We start from the raw sequence: 17,980 nt of genomic DNA, 5'->3' as shown, positions 1-17,980 counted from the left end.
TTCGGGTATGTCCGACACGTTTGTCTCCTGCCTGAAGCGCGCTGGCGCCTCGGCGATTTTGTTTTATTGGTTGTCTAGGGCCTGTTGCGCAATTGGGGTTGCGCAATATTGCAGCAAGTGTACTGCCGGATAATCGCGGCGTGCAAAAAAAAGTCTGGCCTGTTTGCACAGGTCAGACTTTTCATTGTTTCGTTGCTTGCGGCCGTGATGTTCTTTAGCCGCAATAGCATCCTTGCGAAAACCGTAACGAGCGGCTCAAGGTCTGGTTGAGAAGCGCAGCTGTACGGAGGTACAGCGAGCATCGCATGCCGGAGATTGAGTCGCGCAGCAGGTTTTAGCCGCCGCGACGCATCATGTCGAAGAACTCGGCGTTGTTCTTGGTCGACTTCATCTTGTCGAGGATGAACTCCATCGCTTCGATTTCATCCATGCTGTACAGCAGCTTGCGCAGTACCCAGATCTTTTGCAGCTGGTCAGGCTTGATCAGCAATTCTTCGCGGCGGGTGCCGGACTTGTTGAGGTTAATCGCTGGATAAACGCGCTTCTCGGCGAGGCGACGTTCCAGGTGGACTTCCATGTTGCCGGTACCCTTGAATTCTTCGTAGATCACGTCATCCATGCGGCTGCCGGTTTCGATCAATGCGGTAGCGATGATGGTCAGCGAACCGCCTTCTTCGATGTTACGGGCAGCGCCGAAGAAACGCTTCGGACGTTGCAGCGCGTTGGCGTCGACACCACCGGTCAGCACCTTGCCGGAGGCAGGGATCACGGTGTTGTAGGCGCGCGCCAGGCGGGTGATCGAGTCCAGCAGGATCACCACGTCTTTTTTCATTTCGACCAGGCGCTTGGCTTTTTCCAGCACCATTTCAGCAACCTGCACGTGGCGTGTAGCTGGTTCATCGAAAGTCGATGCCACCACTTCGCCGCGCACCGAGCGCTGCATTTCGGTCACTTCTTCCGGACGTTCGTCGATCAGCAGGACGATCATCACGGTGTCGGGATGGTTGGTGGTGATCGCATGCGCAATATGTTGCAGCATGACCGATTTACCGGACTTCGGCGACGCCACCAGCAGGCCGCGTTGGCCCTTGCCGATCGGCGCGATCATGTCGATGATGCGGCCGGTGATGTTTTCTTCGCCGCGCATGTCGCGTTCCAGCGGCAGCGGTTTGTTCGGATGCAGTGGCGTCAGGTTTTCAAACAGGATGCGGTGCTTCGACGCTTCCGGCGATTCGCCGTTGACCTTGTCGACCTTGACCAATGCGAAATAGCGCTCGCCGTCTTTCGGCGTACGCACTTCACCTTCGATCGAATCGCCGGTGTGCAGATTGAAGCGGCGGATTTGCGAAGGCGAAATATAAATGTCGTCGGTGGACGCCATGTAGCTGGCGTCGGGCGAGCGCAGGAAGCCAAAGCCGTCAGGCAGGACTTCGAGGGCGCCATCGCCAAAAATTTGTTCTCCTGATTTCGCGCGTTTTTTCAGGATCGCGAACATCAGTTCTTGTTTGCGCAAACGCGCTGCGTTATCGATGTCCAGGCCGATTGCCATTTCTAGCAGGGCGGAGACGTGTAACGCCTTCAATTCAGATAAATGCATAGGTATGAGTGTCCCGGGATGGGAAATATTGGGTGGGGGAGGGAACTGCGTGGTGTAGTCAGTAAATCACAAGCGGCGATGCGGGCGCACCGCCGCGGTTCTTATTATATATTCGAATCAATGAATGCCGTCAGCTGGCCCTTGGCCAATGCGCCGACTTTTTGCGCAGCAGGAACGCCGTTCTTGAACAGGATCAGTGTCGGAATGCCGCGGATGCCGTGCTTGGCAGGCACTGCCTGGTTGGAGTCCACGTCCAGCTTGACGATCTGCAGCTTGTCGCCGTATTCCTTGGCCACTTCTTCCAGGATCGGGGCGATCATTTTGCAAGGACCGCACCACTCAGCCCAGAAATCAACCAGGACTGGTTTGTCGGATTTGAGTACGTCTGCTTCAAAAGCTGCGTCGGATGTGTGTTTAATATGTTCGCTCATGGTTTCCTCAGTGTGAGGGAAAAAGAATCAATGTATGCCAAGGACGACTTACCATTCCTGCTTGGTGGTTGCCATCGGCGGCCCCTTATTCTATTGAAAATGTGGGGATGCCGTGCGCGAATTCAAGTTTCTGTGGGTGCGGTAAGAGGTGTTGCGGCGGGATATTCACTAAATCATAACCGATTTTAATAAAAAGTGTGAGGCACGCGCATATTTTCGCTTGTTTTCGCATGTTTTTTTAGGGGGTCGCATAAAATGACAGGTGGTTTGTTGCAAAAAAGAGCCTCCCGCCCGGGCGTCGATTTCTGAACCAGTTTTCCCCGCACCGGCGTTACAGTGAGCTACATGTCCCCAAAATCCCTCAAATCCGTATTAATCGCCCCATCCGCCAGCTTCTGGCGCAGTGCGGCGCGCGCGTTGCTGGCGGCCTGCCGCGAGCGTAGCGGCGACGCCGGCCAGCGCGATTTCGCCGATTGGCGCGTCGTGCTGCCAACCTTTGCCCACGCCCAGCAGTTGAAAGCCGCACTCAATGCCGAATTGGGCGGGACTTTCGTGCCGCCGCAATTCTTCACATTGTCCGGCTGGCTGATGACCTTGCCGCCGCTGCCGAATGTGCTGCACGGCAGTGAGCGCTTGATGCGTCTGTATGCCGAACTGCGTCAGCATGGCTGGCTGAAAAAATTATTCACGGCGCGCCGCAATACCGATTTGCTGCCGCTGGCACAGACACTGTTAGCGCTATCGGATGAATTGACGCAAGCTATGCTGCCTGCGCTACACGCCGCCGGTGGTGATGCCGCCGATCTGGATCAGCGCTGGCAGCATGCACTGGAACAACTATCGCCGGATGCGCGCAAAATATTGTCGGATGAAACCCAGTTGGTTTGGTCGATCTGGAAAAGCCAGCTGGATGCCGATGACGCGATTGCTGCGCGTTTTGCGCAGACCTTGCAGGTGGCCGAACAGGCGAGCCAGCCGATGGCCTGGATCAGCTCGGTGGCGCCGGAACCGCTGGAGCAGGCTTTTCTCGATGCCTATGCCGCGCGCCAGCCAGTGCTGACGATTACGCTTGATTGGCGTGCGCCGGCGTTGTTGCCGACCTACACCGTAGCGTGGCCAGAAATGGTGGAAACTGCTGTCGACGACGGTGGTTACGCTGGCGCACCCGGCGACAGGCAGATCGATGATTGGGCGCTGTCGACTGAACTGACCTTGTGCGCTGCACAGAGCGTCGAGGACGAAGCAGTGCAGGGCGCGCAAATGGTGATCGACTGGCTGCAGGCCGGCAAGACCAACCTGGCGATCGTGGCCCAGGATCGTGTGGTGGCGCGCCGCATTCGCGCCTTGCTGGAGCGGGCGCAGATCCATGTGGCCGACGAAACCGGCTGGAAACTCTCGACCACGCGTGCGGCTTCGGCGATCTCAGCCTGGTTCGACGTCGTCACTGCGCGCGGTGAAACCACGGCCTTGCTCGATCTGCTGAAATCGCCGTTCGTCTTGAACGAAGCACCCAGCGACTTGCTGCACGATGCGCAGGACAGTGTCGCCAATAAATCGGCGCTGGTGATGAAGATCGAATTGCTGCTGCGCCGCGCCAACGTGCTTGGCGAGTGGCGCACGGTGATCAATGCCTTGAGTGCAGCGCCGGCGGAACAAAAGGCGGTCAGCCTGCTGGCGCAGCAAGCGGCGCAGTTCAGCGGTCGCAAGACCTTGCGCGACTGGATTGCCGTCACCAGCGGCACCCTGGATGCGCTCGGCATCAGCTCGGCGCTGGGAGCCGATCCGGCAGGGCAGCAAATCCTGCAGCTGCTGCAGAGCATCGCACCGCCGGGCAACGATGTGACCCAGGATTATGCGGGGCTATTTTCGTTCCCGGAATGGCGTGCGCTGGTCAACCTGCAACTCGACGACACCAGTTTCATCAGCGCCATCAACGACCGGCGCGTGGTGATGCTGCCGCTGAACGGCGCGCGCCTGCGCACCTTCGATGCGGTGCTGGTGGTGGGCGCCGATGCCGACCACTTGCCGTCGCAGCCGCAGGAGACGCTATTCTTTGCCAACACGGTGCGGCGTGAGCTGGGCCTGGCAACCCGCGAAAGCCGGCAGCGCCAGCAATTGCGCGATGTGGTCGAACTGCTGGCAATGAATCCGCAAGTGGTGCTGTCCTGGCAGGCGCACAAGGATGGCGAACCGAACCCGGTCAGCCCCTGGATCCAGCGGTTGCAATTGACCTTGGCGCGCCATGCTGCACCGGCACTGCCTGAACGGCGAGCGACGATTGCTGCGCAAAGCCTGCAGCCGACGCCGTCCACCATGCCGGCCCCGGCCGCCGCGCAACTGACGCCGACGCGCCTGACAGCCAGTGCATACAACAGTTTCATCGCCTGTCCGTATCAATTTTTTGCGCGGCGCATGCTGGGCCTGGCGTCGCTGGATGAATTGTCCGACCTGCCCGAAAAGCGCGACTACGGCGGCTGGCTGCACGAAATTCTTGAGACCTATCACGAGACCTTGCGCGATCAGCCGTGCCCGCCTGAACGTCGCGAAGCATTGTTGGTGGATATTTCAAAAAAACTGTTCGACAGCGTCATCGCCAGGAATCCTGCCGCATTGGGTTACTACGCACGCTGGCAAAAGGTGATCGCTGCTTACGTGGTGTGGGCGAATGAACATGAGGCATTGGGTTGGCGCTTTGTATTTGGCGAGCAGGCGTATGAAAAGCCGTTGCCGTTGCCAGACCGCGAATTGACGCTGCACGGCCGTATCGATCGCATCGATGAAAATGATGAAGGCGAACGCGCAGTGCTGGATTACAAGACCAATAACCTGATCGTACTTAACAAAAAACTGAAGGACCACGAAGATCATCAACTGGCGTTCTACGGCTTGCTGTCCGACCGTCCGGTAGCCGCCGCCCATTACGTCGCGCTGGAAACCACCAAGGACAAGGTCGGCGATGTGAGTGCGCCCGACTATGACGAAGCGCAGCGCGCGCTGGCCGCGCAAATCACGATCAACGTGCAAGCCATCGCCAGCGGCGTCGGGCTCCCAGCCAACGGCATCGAATCGGTTTGCCAGTATTGCGATGTACGCGGCTTGTGCCGCAAGGGAGCGTGGTGATGAGCGAATTGATGCAAACGCCCTTGCCGAGCGCTTACCGGATGAACGGCAATGTGGTCGAAGCGCAGGATTTCACCAACGCCGCCTGCGATCCGCAACACTCGGTGGTGGTGGAAGCGTGCGCCGGAAGCGGCAAGACCTGGCTGTTGGTGGCGCGCATGTTGCGGCTGCTGCTGGCGGGCGCAGCGCCGTCCGAATTGCTGGCGATTACCTTTACCCGCAAGGCGGCGCAGGAAATGCGCGAACGCCTGCTGGAACTATTGCATGACCTGGCACTGCAGCCCGAAGAAAAAGTCCGCACCTTGCTGCTGGAGCGTGGCATTCCGCCGCAGCAGCTGGCGCAGGTGCTGCCGGCGGCGCGCAATCTGTATGAGCGTGTGCTGGCTAGTCCGCAGAGCTTGTCGATCGATACTTTCCATAGCTGGTTTGCCAGGTTGCTGCAAATTGCGCCACTGGCTTCCGGCGTGCCGCACGGCTATGCGCTTACCGAGAAAACCGGCGAGCTGCTGGCTGATGCCTATCTGCGTTTCATGCAATCGCTGAACGATGAAGACAATGGCCAGGTCAAGCAGGACTTGCTGGCGCTGTATCAGCTGGTGGGTGATTTCAGTACCCGTAAATTGCTGACAGCCTTCATCGACAAACGCGCTGAATGGTGGGCCGTGATCCAGCAGGGCGTCGATGTGCCGCTGGAGTGGCTGCGCGAGCTGTGCGGGGAAGACGCCGAGGTCGATGCCCGTCTGTCGCTGTGGAACGACGAGACATTGCTGTCGCAGATTAAGCAGATCGCCTGGCTGCTGGGGCAGGGTTCGGCCACCAATCAGAAGCGCGCGACCGCCATCGAAATGGCGCTGACCGCAGGCCCGGCGACGGAAAACTTCGACGCCCTGTGCCATCAGTTCTTCGATGACGCCGGCAAGCCGCGCAGTAATGCCAAGACCAAAGATTTGGTGAAGGCCTTGGAAAATAGCCTGGGTGGTAATGCATTGGACGCCTTCGATGCGCAATTCATCGTCACCGGCGACGCTCTCAAGCTGCTGCGCAAACGTAGCCATGAGCGTACCGTGTTGAGCTTGAATCAGCACCTGTTCAGTGTCGGCAATGCCTATCTCGAATGCTATCAAGGCCTGAAAGCGGAACAGCGCGTGTTCGATTTCGCCGATCTGGAATGGCAAGCCTATCGCCTGCTGACCAATCCCGAGAGCGCTGCCTATCTGCAAAGCCGACTCGATACACGCTACAAACATATTTTGCTGGACGAGTTCCAGGACACCAACCCGCTGCAATGGAGCATCGTGCGCGCCTGGTTGAGCGCCTATGGCGAGGATGCCGGCCAGCCCAGCGTGTTTGTGGTCGGCGATCCCAAGCAATCGATCTACCGTTTCCGGCGCGCCGAACCGCGCGTGTTCGAAGCTGCACGTACCTTGTTGCAGGAACAGGGGGCAACGGTGCTGCAGGCGAACCAGACGCGCCGCAATGCCAGCGCCATCGTCGCCGTATTGAACGACAGTTTCGTCGCCAACCCGCTGTTTTCCGCGCAAACCACGCTGGGCGAAGTCGGTGGCGCGGTCTGGCGCTTGCCGTTGATCCGCCAGCCGGATGAAGATGGCGATGCCGAAGCAGCGCCACAGGGTTTGCGCAACCCGCTGACCACGCCGCGCGAAGAGTCGGAAGATGCCCGTCGGCGCGATGAGGGAAAGCAGATTGCGCAAGCACTTTGGCGCGCCAGGGCGGAACTGAAGATTCGCCAGGAAGGCGGTAGTCGTACGCTGGAGTGGTCGGACGTGATGCTGTTGGTGAAAAAGCGCAGCCATCTGGGCGCTTACGAAAGTGCGTTGCGCGCAGCCGGCATTCCATTCATGTCGGACAAGCGCGGCGGCCTGTTGGAGTCGTTGGAAATTTCCGACCTGATCGCCTTGCTGACTTTCCTGATCACGCCGGACGACGCGCGTGCACTCGGCCATGTGTTGAAATCGCCGATCTTCGGCGCTAGCGACGATGACCTGATTACCCTGGCGCAGCGCGGCGAACGCGGCTGGTGGGCGCGCTTGCGTGCCGCCAGCGCTGCTGCTGAAGCATCGGCGCCGCTGCAGCGCGCCTCGGCATTGCTCGCGGAATGGCTGCAAGCCGCGCCGCGATTGCCGGTGCACGATCTGCTCGACCTGATTCTGCATCAGGGACAATTGTTGGCGCGCTATGCACAAGCCGCAGCGCCACTGGTGCGCAGCCAGGCCATCGGCAATATCGAGGCTTTCGTCGAACTTGCCTTGAACATGGATGCCGGCCGTTATCCCAGCCTGCCGAAATTCATCGACGCCTTGCGCGGGTTGCAAAACGCTGCTGGCGGCGATGCTCCCGACGAGGCCAGCATCGATGCCGCCACCGACGCTGTGCGCATCCTGACCGTGCATAGCGCCAAGGGTTTGGAGGCGCCGGTCGTGGTGCTGCTGGACGCCAATCACAGCAAGCCGGCGCGCGACGACTACGGCATCCTCTGCGATTGGCCGCAGGACGCCGAAGCGCCGCTGCACTTCTCAGCCTTCGGTAGCAGCGCTGAACGTGGCGCCGCCCGTGATCGCCTGTTCGACGCGGAAGAAGGCTTCAAGACGCAGGAAGACTGGAATTTGCTGTATGTGGCGACCACCCGCGCCAAGCAGTTGCTGATCGTCAGCGGCGTCGCCGGCAGAAGCGGCGGTGTGACCGAGGATAGCTGGTACGCGCGCCTGCAGCATGTGGATGAAGTTGAACTGCAAGCCGTAACAGGGCAAGCCGCGGATGCGGATGCTGGTATTGCACAGCGCTTCGAGCAGGAAATCTTCGATCCGCCGCAAATGCCGCCGGCCGTTATCGCCAGCGCACCGATTTTCAGCAACCAGGAGATTGAGGAAGGTATCGCCCTGCACGGCTTGCTGGAAAGGGTTACGCAACATGGCCGCTGGCCGGTAGTGCTGCCGCCAGCCGATGTGATTGCGCGTTGGCTGCCATGCCCGCTGCCGTTGGCGAAATTGGTCGGCCGCCAGGCGCAGATCATCCTTGATCAGCCGCAACTAACGCATTTCTTCAATCCGGCGCTGCATCTGCATGCGCGTAACGAAATGGAAATCATCGCCGACGGCGCCGTATTGCGCTTCGACCGCGTGGTGATTTTTGAAGAAGAGGTGTGGATACTGGATTACAAACGCAATCTGCTCGATAACGAGCGCGCGGCCTACACCGCGCAATTGCTTGGCTATCGTTCCGCGGCCGAAGCGGTGTTCGCCGGCAAACGGCTGCGCACGGCGCTGCTGACGGTGGATGGGCGTTTGTGGGAAATCGACTGAGAGAGCTTGCCAGGCCCTGATTTATCCTGCTTGAAAATAAATCAGCGGATAAGCCAGGGCGGGCGCAAATGGCTTGCGGATTAAAGCGTTATTTGATCAGCGGTGGTGCGGTGCTGCGTACTTCTTTTCGAGACGGCCAACCAGCATCGCCAACACCATGGTCATGGAAAAGTAGACGACCGAGATCGTGATGTACGGCTCCCAGTAGCGCGAATAGGCGCCGGCCACGGTCCTGGCAGCATACGCCAGTTCGGCCAGGCCGATGGCCGAAACCAGCGATGAATCCTTGAGCAGGGTGATCGCTTCGTTGCCCAGCGGCGGCAACATGCGACGGAACGCCTGCGGCAGCACCACATAGCGCATCGTCAATTTGTAGCCCATGCCCAGGCTGGAGGCGGCGTAAGTCTGGCCGCGATCGATGGATTGGATGCCGGCGCGGAAAATTTCGGAGATATAGGCGCCTGCGTTCAACGACAGCGCGACGATGCCGGAGATGAAGGCGCCGTAGTCTTGCTTGATGGTGCGCGCCAGCTCGCCGGAGATCAGCAAACCGTTATCCTGATGGATCAATACCGGCATCACCGCAAAGTGGATCAGCAGGATTTGCACGAACAATGGTGTGCCGCGGAAGAACGCCACGTAAAAACTGGCCAGGCCCTTGACCAGGCGAAGCGGCCATTTCCACGGGCCGTGCTTGATGTCTGCCAGGCGCAGCATGCCAAGCAATAAGCCGATGATGGTGCCGATGATGATACTGATCACGGCGACCTGGAGCGTCATGAAGAAGCCCTTGACGAATAGCGGCGCGTAGCCTTGTATGATGCTCCAGCGAAAATCCATAAATATTATTGAGAAGAAACTGTGTGACTGGCTGAAGGGATGCGCAACCCACGATGTTGGCTGTATTGCTGCTGCGGGTTGCGCCTGAAGATAATGAAAATTAGCGAAAAATTATACCGTAGTCGCTGCAGACCGCCAAAAACAGCGGGTCTGCGAGGGATTATTTGCCGTTGCCGAAGTACTTTTCATTGATCTTGGCGAAGCTGCCGTCGGCCTTGATGTCGGCCAGGCCCTGGTTGATTTTCGCCAGCAGTTCGGTGTTGCCTTTACGTACTGCGATGCCGTAATACTCTTTCGGAAAGCCGGCGTCGGAGACCACGCGGAAACTGGCGGAGGGGTTATTGGTGATGTAGTTCTTGACCACCGCATCGTCGGCCACCACGGCATCGACGCCGCCGCTTTCCAGTTCCTTCAGCGCCAGCGGCGTTGAATCGAAGCGTTTGATGCTTGGATTGTTCTTGCCGACCAGGTTCTGCACCACTTCATCGCCGGTAGTCGCGCTTTGCACGCCGATCTTCAGGTTCTTCAGGTCGTTGAATTGCTTCACCGTGGTGTTGCTCTGCGGGACAGCAATCAACTGGCTGGCTTCGAAATAAGGCTCTGAGAAGTCGACCGTCTGTTTGCGTTCATCGGTAATGGTGATGGCGGAAATCAGCAAGTCGCGGTCGCCTTGCGCCAGGAAGTTGAAGAAGCCTTCGAACGGCGTCGGGATGAATTTGACTTCGATGCCGGTCTTGGCAGCGATCGCCTTCATCACGTCGATGTCGAAGCCGACCACTTCCTTCTTTTCGTTTTCAGCGGAAAACGGCGCATAGGCCGACTCGACGCCGACCACATACAGGCTTTGCTTGGCTGCCGCAGCCGGCGTTTCTTCTTTCTTGCTGCAAGCGCCGACAGCGATCAGGCTCACGGTCAGCGCGCACAGCGGCAGGTAGCGGGTTAAGATTTTCTTCATGGTGCTCTCACAAAAAGGGCCGTTGAACATGCTGCCAGCATACGGTCCCGGTCAGGTTGATGGCGGTTTACTGTGGGTTACTGCTGACTGTCCGCGAAGTATTTTTTATAGATACGGTCCTGGGTGCCGTCGGCCTTGATCTGCTCCAGTGCGTGGTTGAGTTTCGCCAGCAATTCCGTGTTGCCCTTCTTGACCGCGATGCCGTAGTACTCCTTGGGGAAGCTCGGGTCGTCGACGATGCGGAAGTTCTTGCCTGGATTGTTCTTGACGAAATTGGTGACGACGCCATTGTCGCCGACCACGGCATCGACGCCGCCGCCTTCGAGTTCCTGGAATGCCAGCGGCATCGATTCGAAACGCTTGACGCTGGCGCTGTTCTTGCCGTTCAGGACCTGTGCCGCGTCATCGCCGGTCGTGCCGCTCTGGACGCCGATCTTCTGCGATTTCAAATCCTCGAACTTGGTGACCTTGGAGTTGGCCGGCAGCACGATCAATTGTTTGGCTACGAAGTAAGGCTCGGAAAAATCCATGCTTTGCTTGCGCTGGTCGTTGATCGTGATGGTGGAAATCAGGATGTCGCGGTCGCCCTGGGCCAAGGCGTTGAACAGGCCATCGAAGGGGGTATTGACGATCTTGATCTTGATGCCGGCCTTGTCGGCGACAGCTTTCATGGTGTCGATATCGAAGCCGACCAATTCCTTTTGCTCGTTTTCGGAGGCGAATGGGGCATACGCGCCATCGGCGCCGACCACGTATTCGGTACGGCCGGCATTGGCCGCTGTCGCGCCGTCTTCCTTCTTGCCGCACGCAGTCAGTGCGAGCAGTGAACAGGCCAGCATCAGCGCCGGCAGGTATCGTGATGTCATGTTCGCTCCCGGCTTATTTGGCAGTGTCGGCAAAATACTTGGCGTAGATCTTGTCGTAAGTGCCGTCAGCCTTGATGGCCTCTAGCCCTTTATTCACCTTGGCCAGCAGTTCGGCGTTGCCCTTCTTCACGGCGATGCCGTAGTACTCTTTCGGGAAGGCCGGGTCGGAGATGAAGCGGAATCCTTCGGATGGATTGTTCTTGATGTAGTTCTTGATGACGCCGTTGTCGGACACTACTGCCTCGACGCCGCCGCCTTCCAGTTCCTTCATCACCAGCGTCGCCGATTCCAGGCGCTTGATGTTAGGGTTGCTCTTGCCCAGTTCCTTCTGCACGATTTCGTCGCCGGTGGTGGCGCTTTGCACGCCGACCTTCAAGTTCTTGAGGTCGGTGAATTTGGTGACCTTGGAATCCTTCGGCACGACGATCAACTGGTTGGCTTCGAAGTAGGGTTCAGAGAAGTCGACGGTTTGCTTGCGCTCGTCGGTAATCGTGATGGCCGATGCCAGCAGATCGCGGTCGCCCTGGGCCAGGAAATTGAAGATGCCTTCAAACGGCGTGTTGACGAACTTGATCTTGAAGCCGCCCTTGTCGGCGATCGCATTCATGACATCGACATCGAAGCCGACGATTTCCTTCTGTTCATTCTGATACTCGAACGGTGCAAAAGTGGCTTCGGCGCCGACCAGGTAGACGGTCTGTTCCGGCGCTGCCGCCGTTTTCGGCTCTTGCTTGCCGCACGCTGTCAGCAACAATGCAGCGGAGAGTGCGCACAGGCCAAGATTGAAAATTCGCTTCATTGAGTATCTCCTAAAAAATCAGCATCAGGTCGGTAAGGTGTTCCGGCGCATATTCGCATCGGAGAATATGAACGCTTGCACATATGACATTATCTTTTTGATAATTATATGTGGGATAAGCCGCTATTTTAGATTCATCTATGCAAATAACAACGATTTATATAGTTAGACGATAAATAACGTGAGCTGGAACGCTGCTGTGAGTAATGGAGGCTGGATCAGGCTAGCGGCCGTCAAGTTGACGAAAGGGAGGGGGATTACAGACCTTTGAACGCTGTCGACAACGGCAGGATGCTGCCGGTGTCGCTGCCGTCGTAGCCGGCCAACTGATTGACGATCTCGCGAAAAGCGTCGGACTGCAGAATGCCGAGCACTTGTTGCATCAGCGGATCCTTCATGGCCTCGGTCGACACCGCGAAGAAGTAACGCTCGCGGATCAGCGGGATGAAGTCCAGGCCAAAGCGTTCGGCAGCAGTTTGCACGCCGAAGCCGACATCGGCCATGCCGCTGGCGATAAAGGCGGCGATCGCGGAGTGGGTGAATTCGGCGGTCTCGAAGCCATCGATGGCGCTCGCTGACAATTCTTCCTTATCCAGCATCAGTTCCAGCAGCATGCGAGTGCCTGAACCGGTCTGGCGGTTGACGAACTGTACGCCGTCGCGGCTCAAATCACGCAGGCCGGCGATCTGTTTCGGATTGCCAGGCGCCACCATCAAGCCCTGGTTGCGCACCGCCAGGTGGATCAGGCAATGCTTGTCTTGGTCGAGCCACTGACTATAGACCGCCATCGCGGCATCTTCGAACTCTCCCAGTGGCACATGGAAACCGGCCAGGTCGCACTCCTGGTGCGCCAGCGCCGCCACCGCGTCGGCACTGTTGCGATACCGCAGTTCGACCGGCAGATGGCGTTCATTCAGTTGATTCAGTAGTGCCGCGACGGCAAAACCGTGGCTGGCGTTCAGGCGGATCACCTGCGGTTGTCCGGCTACCGCCTTGCTCAATTCCCATTCCAGTTCAGAGGACAGGCTTTCCAGGATCGGCGACAAGCGCGCCGCAACCCGCCGATCGGCCCAGATCAGTTTCTCCGCCAGCGGCATCAGGCTGCTGCCACGGCCGCGCCCGGTCTGGATCAAAGGGTGGCCGAACATCTTCTCGGCATCGCGCAGGAGGCCCCAGGTATGTCGGTAAGAGCTGCCGATCAGTTTGGCGGCATTGGCGATCGAGCCGGTTTCCTGGATCGAGGTCAGTAGAGTCAACAGCACAGCGGTATCCAGCGGCGAGTCGCTATCGCGCGAGATTTCCCAATGCGGCTTGATCTTCACTTTATACATATATGCAAAATATAGCCTATTGAGCCAGATAGGTGCTAGTGATATTTTTCTAAGTATTATAGGAAATTAAGAATATTTCTCACATAAAACTATATGTAAGCTATTACATATGGTACATATAAGACTTTTTAATTTCCGGGGGGGAAGATGGGGTTTTTAGATAAAGAACGGACCATTGCAGGTCCAGGTTTTAACCGCTGGCTGGTGCCGCCGGCGGCGTTGGCAATTCACCTGTGTATCGGCATGGCGTACGGCTTTTCGGTGTTCTGGCTGCCGTTGTCGAAAGCGATCGGGATCAAGGAATCGCTGGCCTGTTCCAAAGATTTGAGTTTCTTTGCCGAAATTTTCGCAAGCACTTGCGACTGGAAGATTTCGATGCTTGGCTGGATCTATACGATGTTCTTCGTGCTGCTGGGTACATCCGCCGCGATCTGGGGCGGTTGGCTGGAACACGTTGGCCCGCGTAAAGCCGGCTTCGTGGCGGCGTTGTGCTGGTGCGGCGGCTTGTTGATTTCCGCATTGGGCGTGTATCACCACCAGATCTGGCTGATGTGGATAGGTTCCGGCCTGATCGGTGGCATCGGTCTGGGCTTGGGCTACATCTCGCCGGTATCGACCCTGATCAAATGGTTTCCTGATCGGCGCGGCATGGCGACCGGTATGGCGATCATGGGTTTCGGCGGCGGTGCGCTGATCGGTAGCCCGCTGGCGGACAAGCTGATGAAGCATTTCGCATCTGACGTATCGGTTGGCGTGTGGCAGACATTTGTCGTCATGGCCCTGATCTATTTCGTGTTCATGATGGCCGGCGCCTTCGGTTACCGGATTCCGCCAAGCGGCTGGAAGCCAGCTGGCTGGACTCCGCCTGCCACCAACGGCAACGCGATGATCACTCAACACCATGTGCACGTCAGCAAGGTCTGGGGCATTCCGCAGTTCTGGCTGGTGTGGCTGGTGCTGTGCTTGAACGTCTCGGCCGGTATCGGCGTGATCGGTATGGCTTCGCCGATGTTGCAGGAAGTATTTGGCGGCCATCTGCTGGGCGTCAGCACCAAATTTACCGAATTGTCGCTGGAACAAAAGGGCGCTATTGCAGCGATTGCCGCCGGCTTCACTGGTCTGATCAGCTTGTTCAATATCGGTGGCCGCTTTGTCTGGGCTTCCTGCTCCGACTACATCGGCCGTAAGATGACTTACGTGGTGTTCTTCGTACTCGGCTTCGTGTTGTATGTCAGCCTGCCTTGGTCCGGCGCTTCCGGCAACGTGGCCTTGTTCGTGGCGGCGGTTTGCCTGATCCTGTCGATGTATGGCGGTGGCTTCGCCACTGTTCCGGCATATCTGGCAGATCTGTTCGGCACCCAGATGGTTGGCGCGATCCACGGTCGTTTGCTGACCGCGTGGGCGACGGCAGGTATCCTCGGGCCGGTAGTGGTGAACTACATGCGCGAATACCAGATCTCGCTCGGCATGCCGCGTGAGTCGGTTTACAACACCACGATGTACATCCTGGCAGGCATGCTGGTGGTTGGCCTGCTGTGCAACCTGATGATCAAGCCGATCGCTGAAAAGCATTTCATGACGCCGGAAGAACTGGCGCGTGAAAAGAAATTGGCGCACGAGCAGGCTTCCGCCAATCCGGATGTCACGGTATCGGCAGAAGACATGGCGCGTATCGGCAGCGGCGGTAATCCACTGGTGTTGTGGGCATCGTGGGCGGCAGTGATTATTCCGTTGATTTGGGGAATTGCGATTACCCTGCAAAAGTCGGCAGTGTTGTTCAAGTAATAGCAGGGCAGAAGAGAAGCTAGGGTGGGCAAGAATTCTTGCCCACGCGTTGCCTGAATCGTCGATGCAGATAGTATTCAGGTGGTAGGGTGGGTACAGGTGCCCACCCTACGGTTGTCATGATGAAGTAATAAAAAATTCAAAGAAAATAATAATAAAAAGCAGGCACTAGACACTTTTTGCAGTATCAAAGAATACTAGTAGGAGACTGTCGTGAAGATCCAAGCCGTGCAATATCCGCAAGTTCCAAAAGTAACGCCGGAGCAAGCTGTCGACCTCGATCTGCTCAGATCGATCATCCAACAATACAAAGCACTGCCGGGCGCCATGCTGCCGGTGCTACATGCGATCCAGGACGCCATCGGATATGTGCCATCCTCCGCGGTGCCTCTGATTGCCGACGAACTGAATTTGTCGCGTGCCGAAGTGCATGGCGTGATCAGCTTCTATCATCATTTTCGCCAACAACCCGCAGGACGGCACATCGTGCAGATTTGCCGCGCCGAAGCTTGCCAGGCAGTTGGCTCGGAAGCATTGGCTGCGCATGCCAAAGCGGCGCTGGGATGCGATTTCCACTGCACCAGCAGCGATGGCCAGTTCACCTTGGAGCCGGTGTATTGCCTGGGACAATGCGCCTGCGGTCCCAACATGCAGATTGACGATGACTTGCATGCGCGCGTCAGCAGCGAAAAATTCAATCGACTGGTGCAAGCCAAGCGAGGTGTGCGATGAACGCCGCCATCACGATCTATGTCCCGCGCGACTCGACTGCATTGGCGCTTGGCGCCGATGAGGTGGTTGCCGCCATTGTCGCCGAAGCGGAAAAACGTGGCCAGCCGATCAAGCTGGTGCGCAACGGTTCGCGCGGCATGTTCTGGCTGGAGCCGCTGGTCGAAGTTGCCACGGCCGCTGGGCGCATCGGTTACGGTCCGGTCGAGCCGGAGGATGTCGGCAAGCTGTTCGATGCTGGTTTCCTGGCCGGCGGCGCACATCGGCTGGCGTTGGGCCTGGTCGAAGAAATTCCGTATCTTAAAAAGCAGGAGCGTCTGACCTTCGCGCGTGTCGGCATTACTGACCCGTTGTCGCTCGATGATTATCTCGCGCACGAAGGCTACGCCGGCTTGCAGCGTGCGTTGACCATGGCTGGCGCTGAGATCGTGCAGGAAGTGCTCGATTCCGGCCTGCGCGGCCGCGGCGGTGCGGCTTTCCCGACCGGCATCAAATGGAAGACAGTAGCTGCCACCAGCGCCGCGCAAAAATACATCGTCTGCAATGCCGACGAAGGCGATTCCGGCACCTTCTCCGATCGCATGGTGATGGAAGACGATCCCTTCATGCTGATCGAAGGCATGACGATTGCGGCACTGGCGGTTGGCGCTACCCAAGGTTATATCTACGTTCGTTCTGAGTATCCACATGCGATTGCCGCGTTAGACCAGGCGATCAGCACGGCAAACCGCCGCCAGTATCTGGGTGAGAACATCCTCGGCTCCGGTCGCAGCTTCCATCTGGAAGTGCGCAAAGGTGCGGGTGCTTACATCTGCGGTGAGGAAACTGCGCTGCTCGAAAGCCTGGAAGGCAAGCGCGGTGTGGTGCGCGCCAAGCCGCCGTTGCCGGCGATTGAGGGATTGTTCGGCAAGCCGACCGTGATCAATAACGTGATCTCGCTGGCCTCGGTGCCGATCATCCTGGCGCGCGGCGCTGCGTTCTACAAGAACTATGGCATGGGCCGTTCGCTGGGCACCTTGCCGATGCAACTGGCCGGCAATATCAAATACGGCGGTTTGGTCGAGAAAGCGTTTGGGGTGACCTTGCGCGACCTGCTGTTGGACTTCGGCGGTGGTACCGCCAGCGGCAGGCCGATACGCGCGGTACAGGTCGGTGGGCCGTTGGGACCGTATCTGCCCGAATCGTTGTTCGACACCAAACTCGATTACGAAGCCATGGCCGCTGTCGGCGGCATGCTTGGCCACGGCGGCATCGTGGTGTTCGACGATAGCGTCAATATGGCCAGCCAGGCCCGCTATGCGATGCATTTCTGCGCGGTCGAATCGTGCGGCAAGTGCACGCCTTGCCGCATCGGCTCGACACGCGGCGTCGAAGTGATCGACAAGATTGTTGCCGGCCAGGTGCAGCAGATCCATTTGTTGCGCGACCTGTGCGACACCATGATCAACGGCTCGCTATGCGCGATGGGCAGCATGACGCCGTTGCCGGTGTTGTCGGCGCTCGATCATTTTCCGGAAGATTTTGGCGAGGTAAAACTCAACTAGGCCGCCTGAGGGATGCGTAGGGTGGGCAAGTTTTTTTGCCCACGCGTGATGCTCGATATGAATATGACTGTAGATGAGCACAAGTCACGCGTGGGCACAGGTGCCCACCCTACGGCAGCGATGGATAAACGAAGTTTGTCGGAACCAGGAGTATGTGATGAACCAGCTTAATGAACTCGATTATGGCACCCCCGCCAAGCAGTCCGAAAAATTGATCACGCTCGACATCGATGGCGTCCAGGTTGAAGTCGCCGCCGGCACCTCGGTCATGCGCGCCGCGGTGGAAGCCGGGATCAATGTCCCCAAACTGTGCGCCACTGATAGTCTCGAACCATTCGGCTCTTGCCGCTTGTGCCTGGTGGAGATCGACGGCAGGAAAGGTTATCCGGCTTCTTGCACTACACCATGCGAACCTGGCATGAAGGTCAAGACACAGACGCCGAAACTGGCCGATATCCGCCGTGGTGTGATGGAACTGTACATCTCCGACCACCCGCTTGATTGCCTGACTTGCCCGACCAACGGCAACTGCGAGCTGCAAGACATGGCCGGCGTCACCGGTTTGCGTGAAGTGCGCTACGGCTACGAAGGCGAGAACCACTTGAAGCTGAAGAAGGATGAATCGAATCCTTACTTCACCTACGATCCATCGAAGTGCATCGT

General features: G+C 58.1%; 13 protein-coding genes. 6 read left to right on the top strand and 7 right to left on the bottom strand.

Going from position 1 to position 17,980, the window contains the following annotated elements; translation table 11 throughout:
* Positions 1 to 334: 334 nt before the first annotated feature.
* Positions 335 to 1,597 (bottom strand): transcription termination factor Rho, encoded by a 1,263-nt coding sequence (gene rho / locus ACIPF8_RS17590; RefSeq protein WP_061532391.1) that lies wholly within the window; start codon positions 1,595 to 1,597, stop codon positions 335 to 337.
* A 104-nt stretch (positions 1,598 to 1,701) separates the two neighbouring features.
* On the bottom strand, positions 1,702 to 2,028 hold the full coding sequence (trxA, locus tag ACIPF8_RS17585) for a thioredoxin TrxA (RefSeq protein ID WP_061532392.1): 327 nt from the start codon (positions 2,026 to 2,028) through the stop codon (positions 1,702 to 1,704).
* 345 nt (positions 2,029 to 2,373) lie between these two features.
* Between trxA and ACIPF8_RS17580 the strand changes: the two genes are divergently transcribed.
* Positions 2,374 to 5,148: a PD-(D/E)XK nuclease family protein gene (locus ACIPF8_RS17580; RefSeq protein ID WP_400423476.1), complete on the top strand. Its 2,775-nt coding sequence runs from the start codon at positions 2,374 to 2,376 to the stop codon at positions 5,146 to 5,148.
* A complete protein-coding gene (locus ACIPF8_RS17575) occupies positions 5,148 to 8,468 on the top strand; it encodes a UvrD-helicase domain-containing protein (protein WP_400423474.1) in 3,321 nt (1,106 codons plus the stop codon). The genes ACIPF8_RS17580 and ACIPF8_RS17575 overlap by 1 nt, the downstream gene beginning before the upstream one ends.
* A gap of 96 nt (positions 8,469 to 8,564) precedes the next feature.
* Here the strand turns inward: ACIPF8_RS17575 and ACIPF8_RS17570 are convergent, their stop codons facing one another.
* The 5 genes from ACIPF8_RS17570 to ACIPF8_RS17550 all read right to left on the bottom strand — a co-directional run bounded on the left by ACIPF8_RS17570 (position 8,565) and on the right by ACIPF8_RS17550 (position 13,259).
* Positions 8,565 to 9,308, bottom strand: a complete 744-nt coding sequence (locus tag ACIPF8_RS17570; protein WP_400423472.1) for an amino acid ABC transporter permease — start codon at positions 9,306 to 9,308, stop codon at positions 8,565 to 8,567.
* 160 nt (positions 9,309 to 9,468) lie between these two features.
* On the bottom strand, positions 9,469 to 10,263 hold the full coding sequence (locus ACIPF8_RS17565; RefSeq protein WP_400423470.1) for a basic amino acid ABC transporter substrate-binding protein: 795 nt from the start codon (positions 10,261 to 10,263) through the stop codon (positions 9,469 to 9,471).
* Positions 10,264 to 10,340: 77 nt separating this feature from the next.
* Entirely contained in the window at positions 10,341 to 11,129 is a 789-nt protein-coding gene (locus tag ACIPF8_RS17560) for a basic amino acid ABC transporter substrate-binding protein (protein ID WP_400423468.1), read from the bottom strand.
* Between the two features lie 13 nt (positions 11,130 to 11,142).
* Positions 11,143 to 11,928, bottom strand: a complete 786-nt coding sequence (locus ACIPF8_RS17555) for a basic amino acid ABC transporter substrate-binding protein (protein ID WP_400423466.1) — start codon at positions 11,926 to 11,928, stop codon at positions 11,143 to 11,145.
* A gap of 257 nt (positions 11,929 to 12,185) precedes the next feature.
* Positions 12,186 to 13,259 (bottom strand): substrate-binding domain-containing protein, encoded by a 1,074-nt coding sequence (locus tag ACIPF8_RS17550; RefSeq protein ID WP_400423464.1) that lies wholly within the window; start codon positions 13,257 to 13,259, stop codon positions 12,186 to 12,188.
* Between the two features lie 147 nt (positions 13,260 to 13,406).
* Between ACIPF8_RS17550 and ACIPF8_RS17545 the strand changes: the two genes are divergently transcribed.
* The 4 genes from ACIPF8_RS17545 to ACIPF8_RS17530 all read left to right on the top strand — a co-directional run.
* A complete protein-coding gene (locus tag ACIPF8_RS17545) occupies positions 13,407 to 15,044 on the top strand; it encodes an OFA family MFS transporter (RefSeq protein WP_400423462.1) in 1,638 nt (545 codons plus the stop codon).
* A gap of 213 nt (positions 15,045 to 15,257) precedes the next feature.
* A complete protein-coding gene (locus tag ACIPF8_RS17540) occupies positions 15,258 to 15,776 on the top strand; it encodes a formate dehydrogenase subunit gamma (RefSeq protein WP_400423460.1) in 519 nt (172 codons plus the stop codon).
* Complete coding sequence (locus tag ACIPF8_RS17535) at positions 15,773 to 17,317, top strand: formate dehydrogenase beta subunit (RefSeq protein ID WP_400423458.1); 1,545 nt, start codon at positions 15,773 to 15,775, stop codon at positions 17,315 to 17,317. The genes ACIPF8_RS17540 and ACIPF8_RS17535 overlap by 4 nt, the downstream gene beginning before the upstream one ends.
* A 157-nt stretch (positions 17,318 to 17,474) precedes the next feature.
* On the top strand, positions 17,475 to 17,980 hold a 506-nt coding region (locus ACIPF8_RS17530; protein ID WP_400423456.1), incomplete at its 3' end, for a 2Fe-2S iron-sulfur cluster-binding protein.

This window comes from Collimonas sp. NPDC087041 (genome assembly GCF_044745265.1).
Taxonomy (GTDB): domain Bacteria; phylum Pseudomonadota; class Gammaproteobacteria; order Burkholderiales; family Burkholderiaceae_D; genus Collimonas.
The sequence above is the reverse complement of the archived record's forward strand: the minus strand, read 5'-3'. Positions and strand labels throughout refer to the sequence as shown.

What these genes read in the sequence shown, in the direction of transcription:
- rho (WP_061532391.1), bottom strand. Translation starts at nt 1,597, where the DNA reads ATGCATTTATCTGAATTGAAGGCGTTACACGTCTCCGCCCTGCTAGAA.
- trxA (WP_061532392.1), bottom strand. Translation starts at nt 2,028, where the DNA reads ATGAGCGAACATATTAAACACACATCCGACGCAGCTTTTGAAGCAGAC.
- ACIPF8_RS17580 (WP_400423476.1), top strand. Translation starts at nt 2,374, where the DNA reads ATGTCCCCAAAATCCCTCAAATCCGTATTAATCGCCCCATCCGCCAGC.
- ACIPF8_RS17575 (WP_400423474.1), top strand. Translation starts at nt 5,148, where the DNA reads ATGAGCGAATTGATGCAAACGCCCTTGCCGAGCGCTTACCGGATGAAC.
- ACIPF8_RS17570 (WP_400423472.1), bottom strand. Translation starts at nt 9,308, where the DNA reads ATGGATTTTCGCTGGAGCATCATACAAGGCTACGCGCCGCTATTCGTC.
- ACIPF8_RS17565 (WP_400423470.1), bottom strand. Translation starts at nt 10,263, where the DNA reads ATGAAGAAAATCTTAACCCGCTACCTGCCGCTGTGCGCGCTGACCGTG.
- ACIPF8_RS17560 (WP_400423468.1), bottom strand. Translation starts at nt 11,129, where the DNA reads ATGACATCACGATACCTGCCGGCGCTGATGCTGGCCTGTTCACTGCTC.
- ACIPF8_RS17555 (WP_400423466.1), bottom strand. Translation starts at nt 11,928, where the DNA reads ATGAAGCGAATTTTCAATCTTGGCCTGTGCGCACTCTCCGCTGCATTG.
- ACIPF8_RS17550 (WP_400423464.1), bottom strand. Translation starts at nt 13,259, where the DNA reads ATGTATAAAGTGAAGATCAAGCCGCATTGGGAAATCTCGCGCGATAGC.
- ACIPF8_RS17545 (WP_400423462.1), top strand. Translation starts at nt 13,407, where the DNA reads ATGGGGTTTTTAGATAAAGAACGGACCATTGCAGGTCCAGGTTTTAAC.
- ACIPF8_RS17535 (WP_400423458.1), top strand. Translation starts at nt 15,773, where the DNA reads ATGAACGCCGCCATCACGATCTATGTCCCGCGCGACTCGACTGCATTG.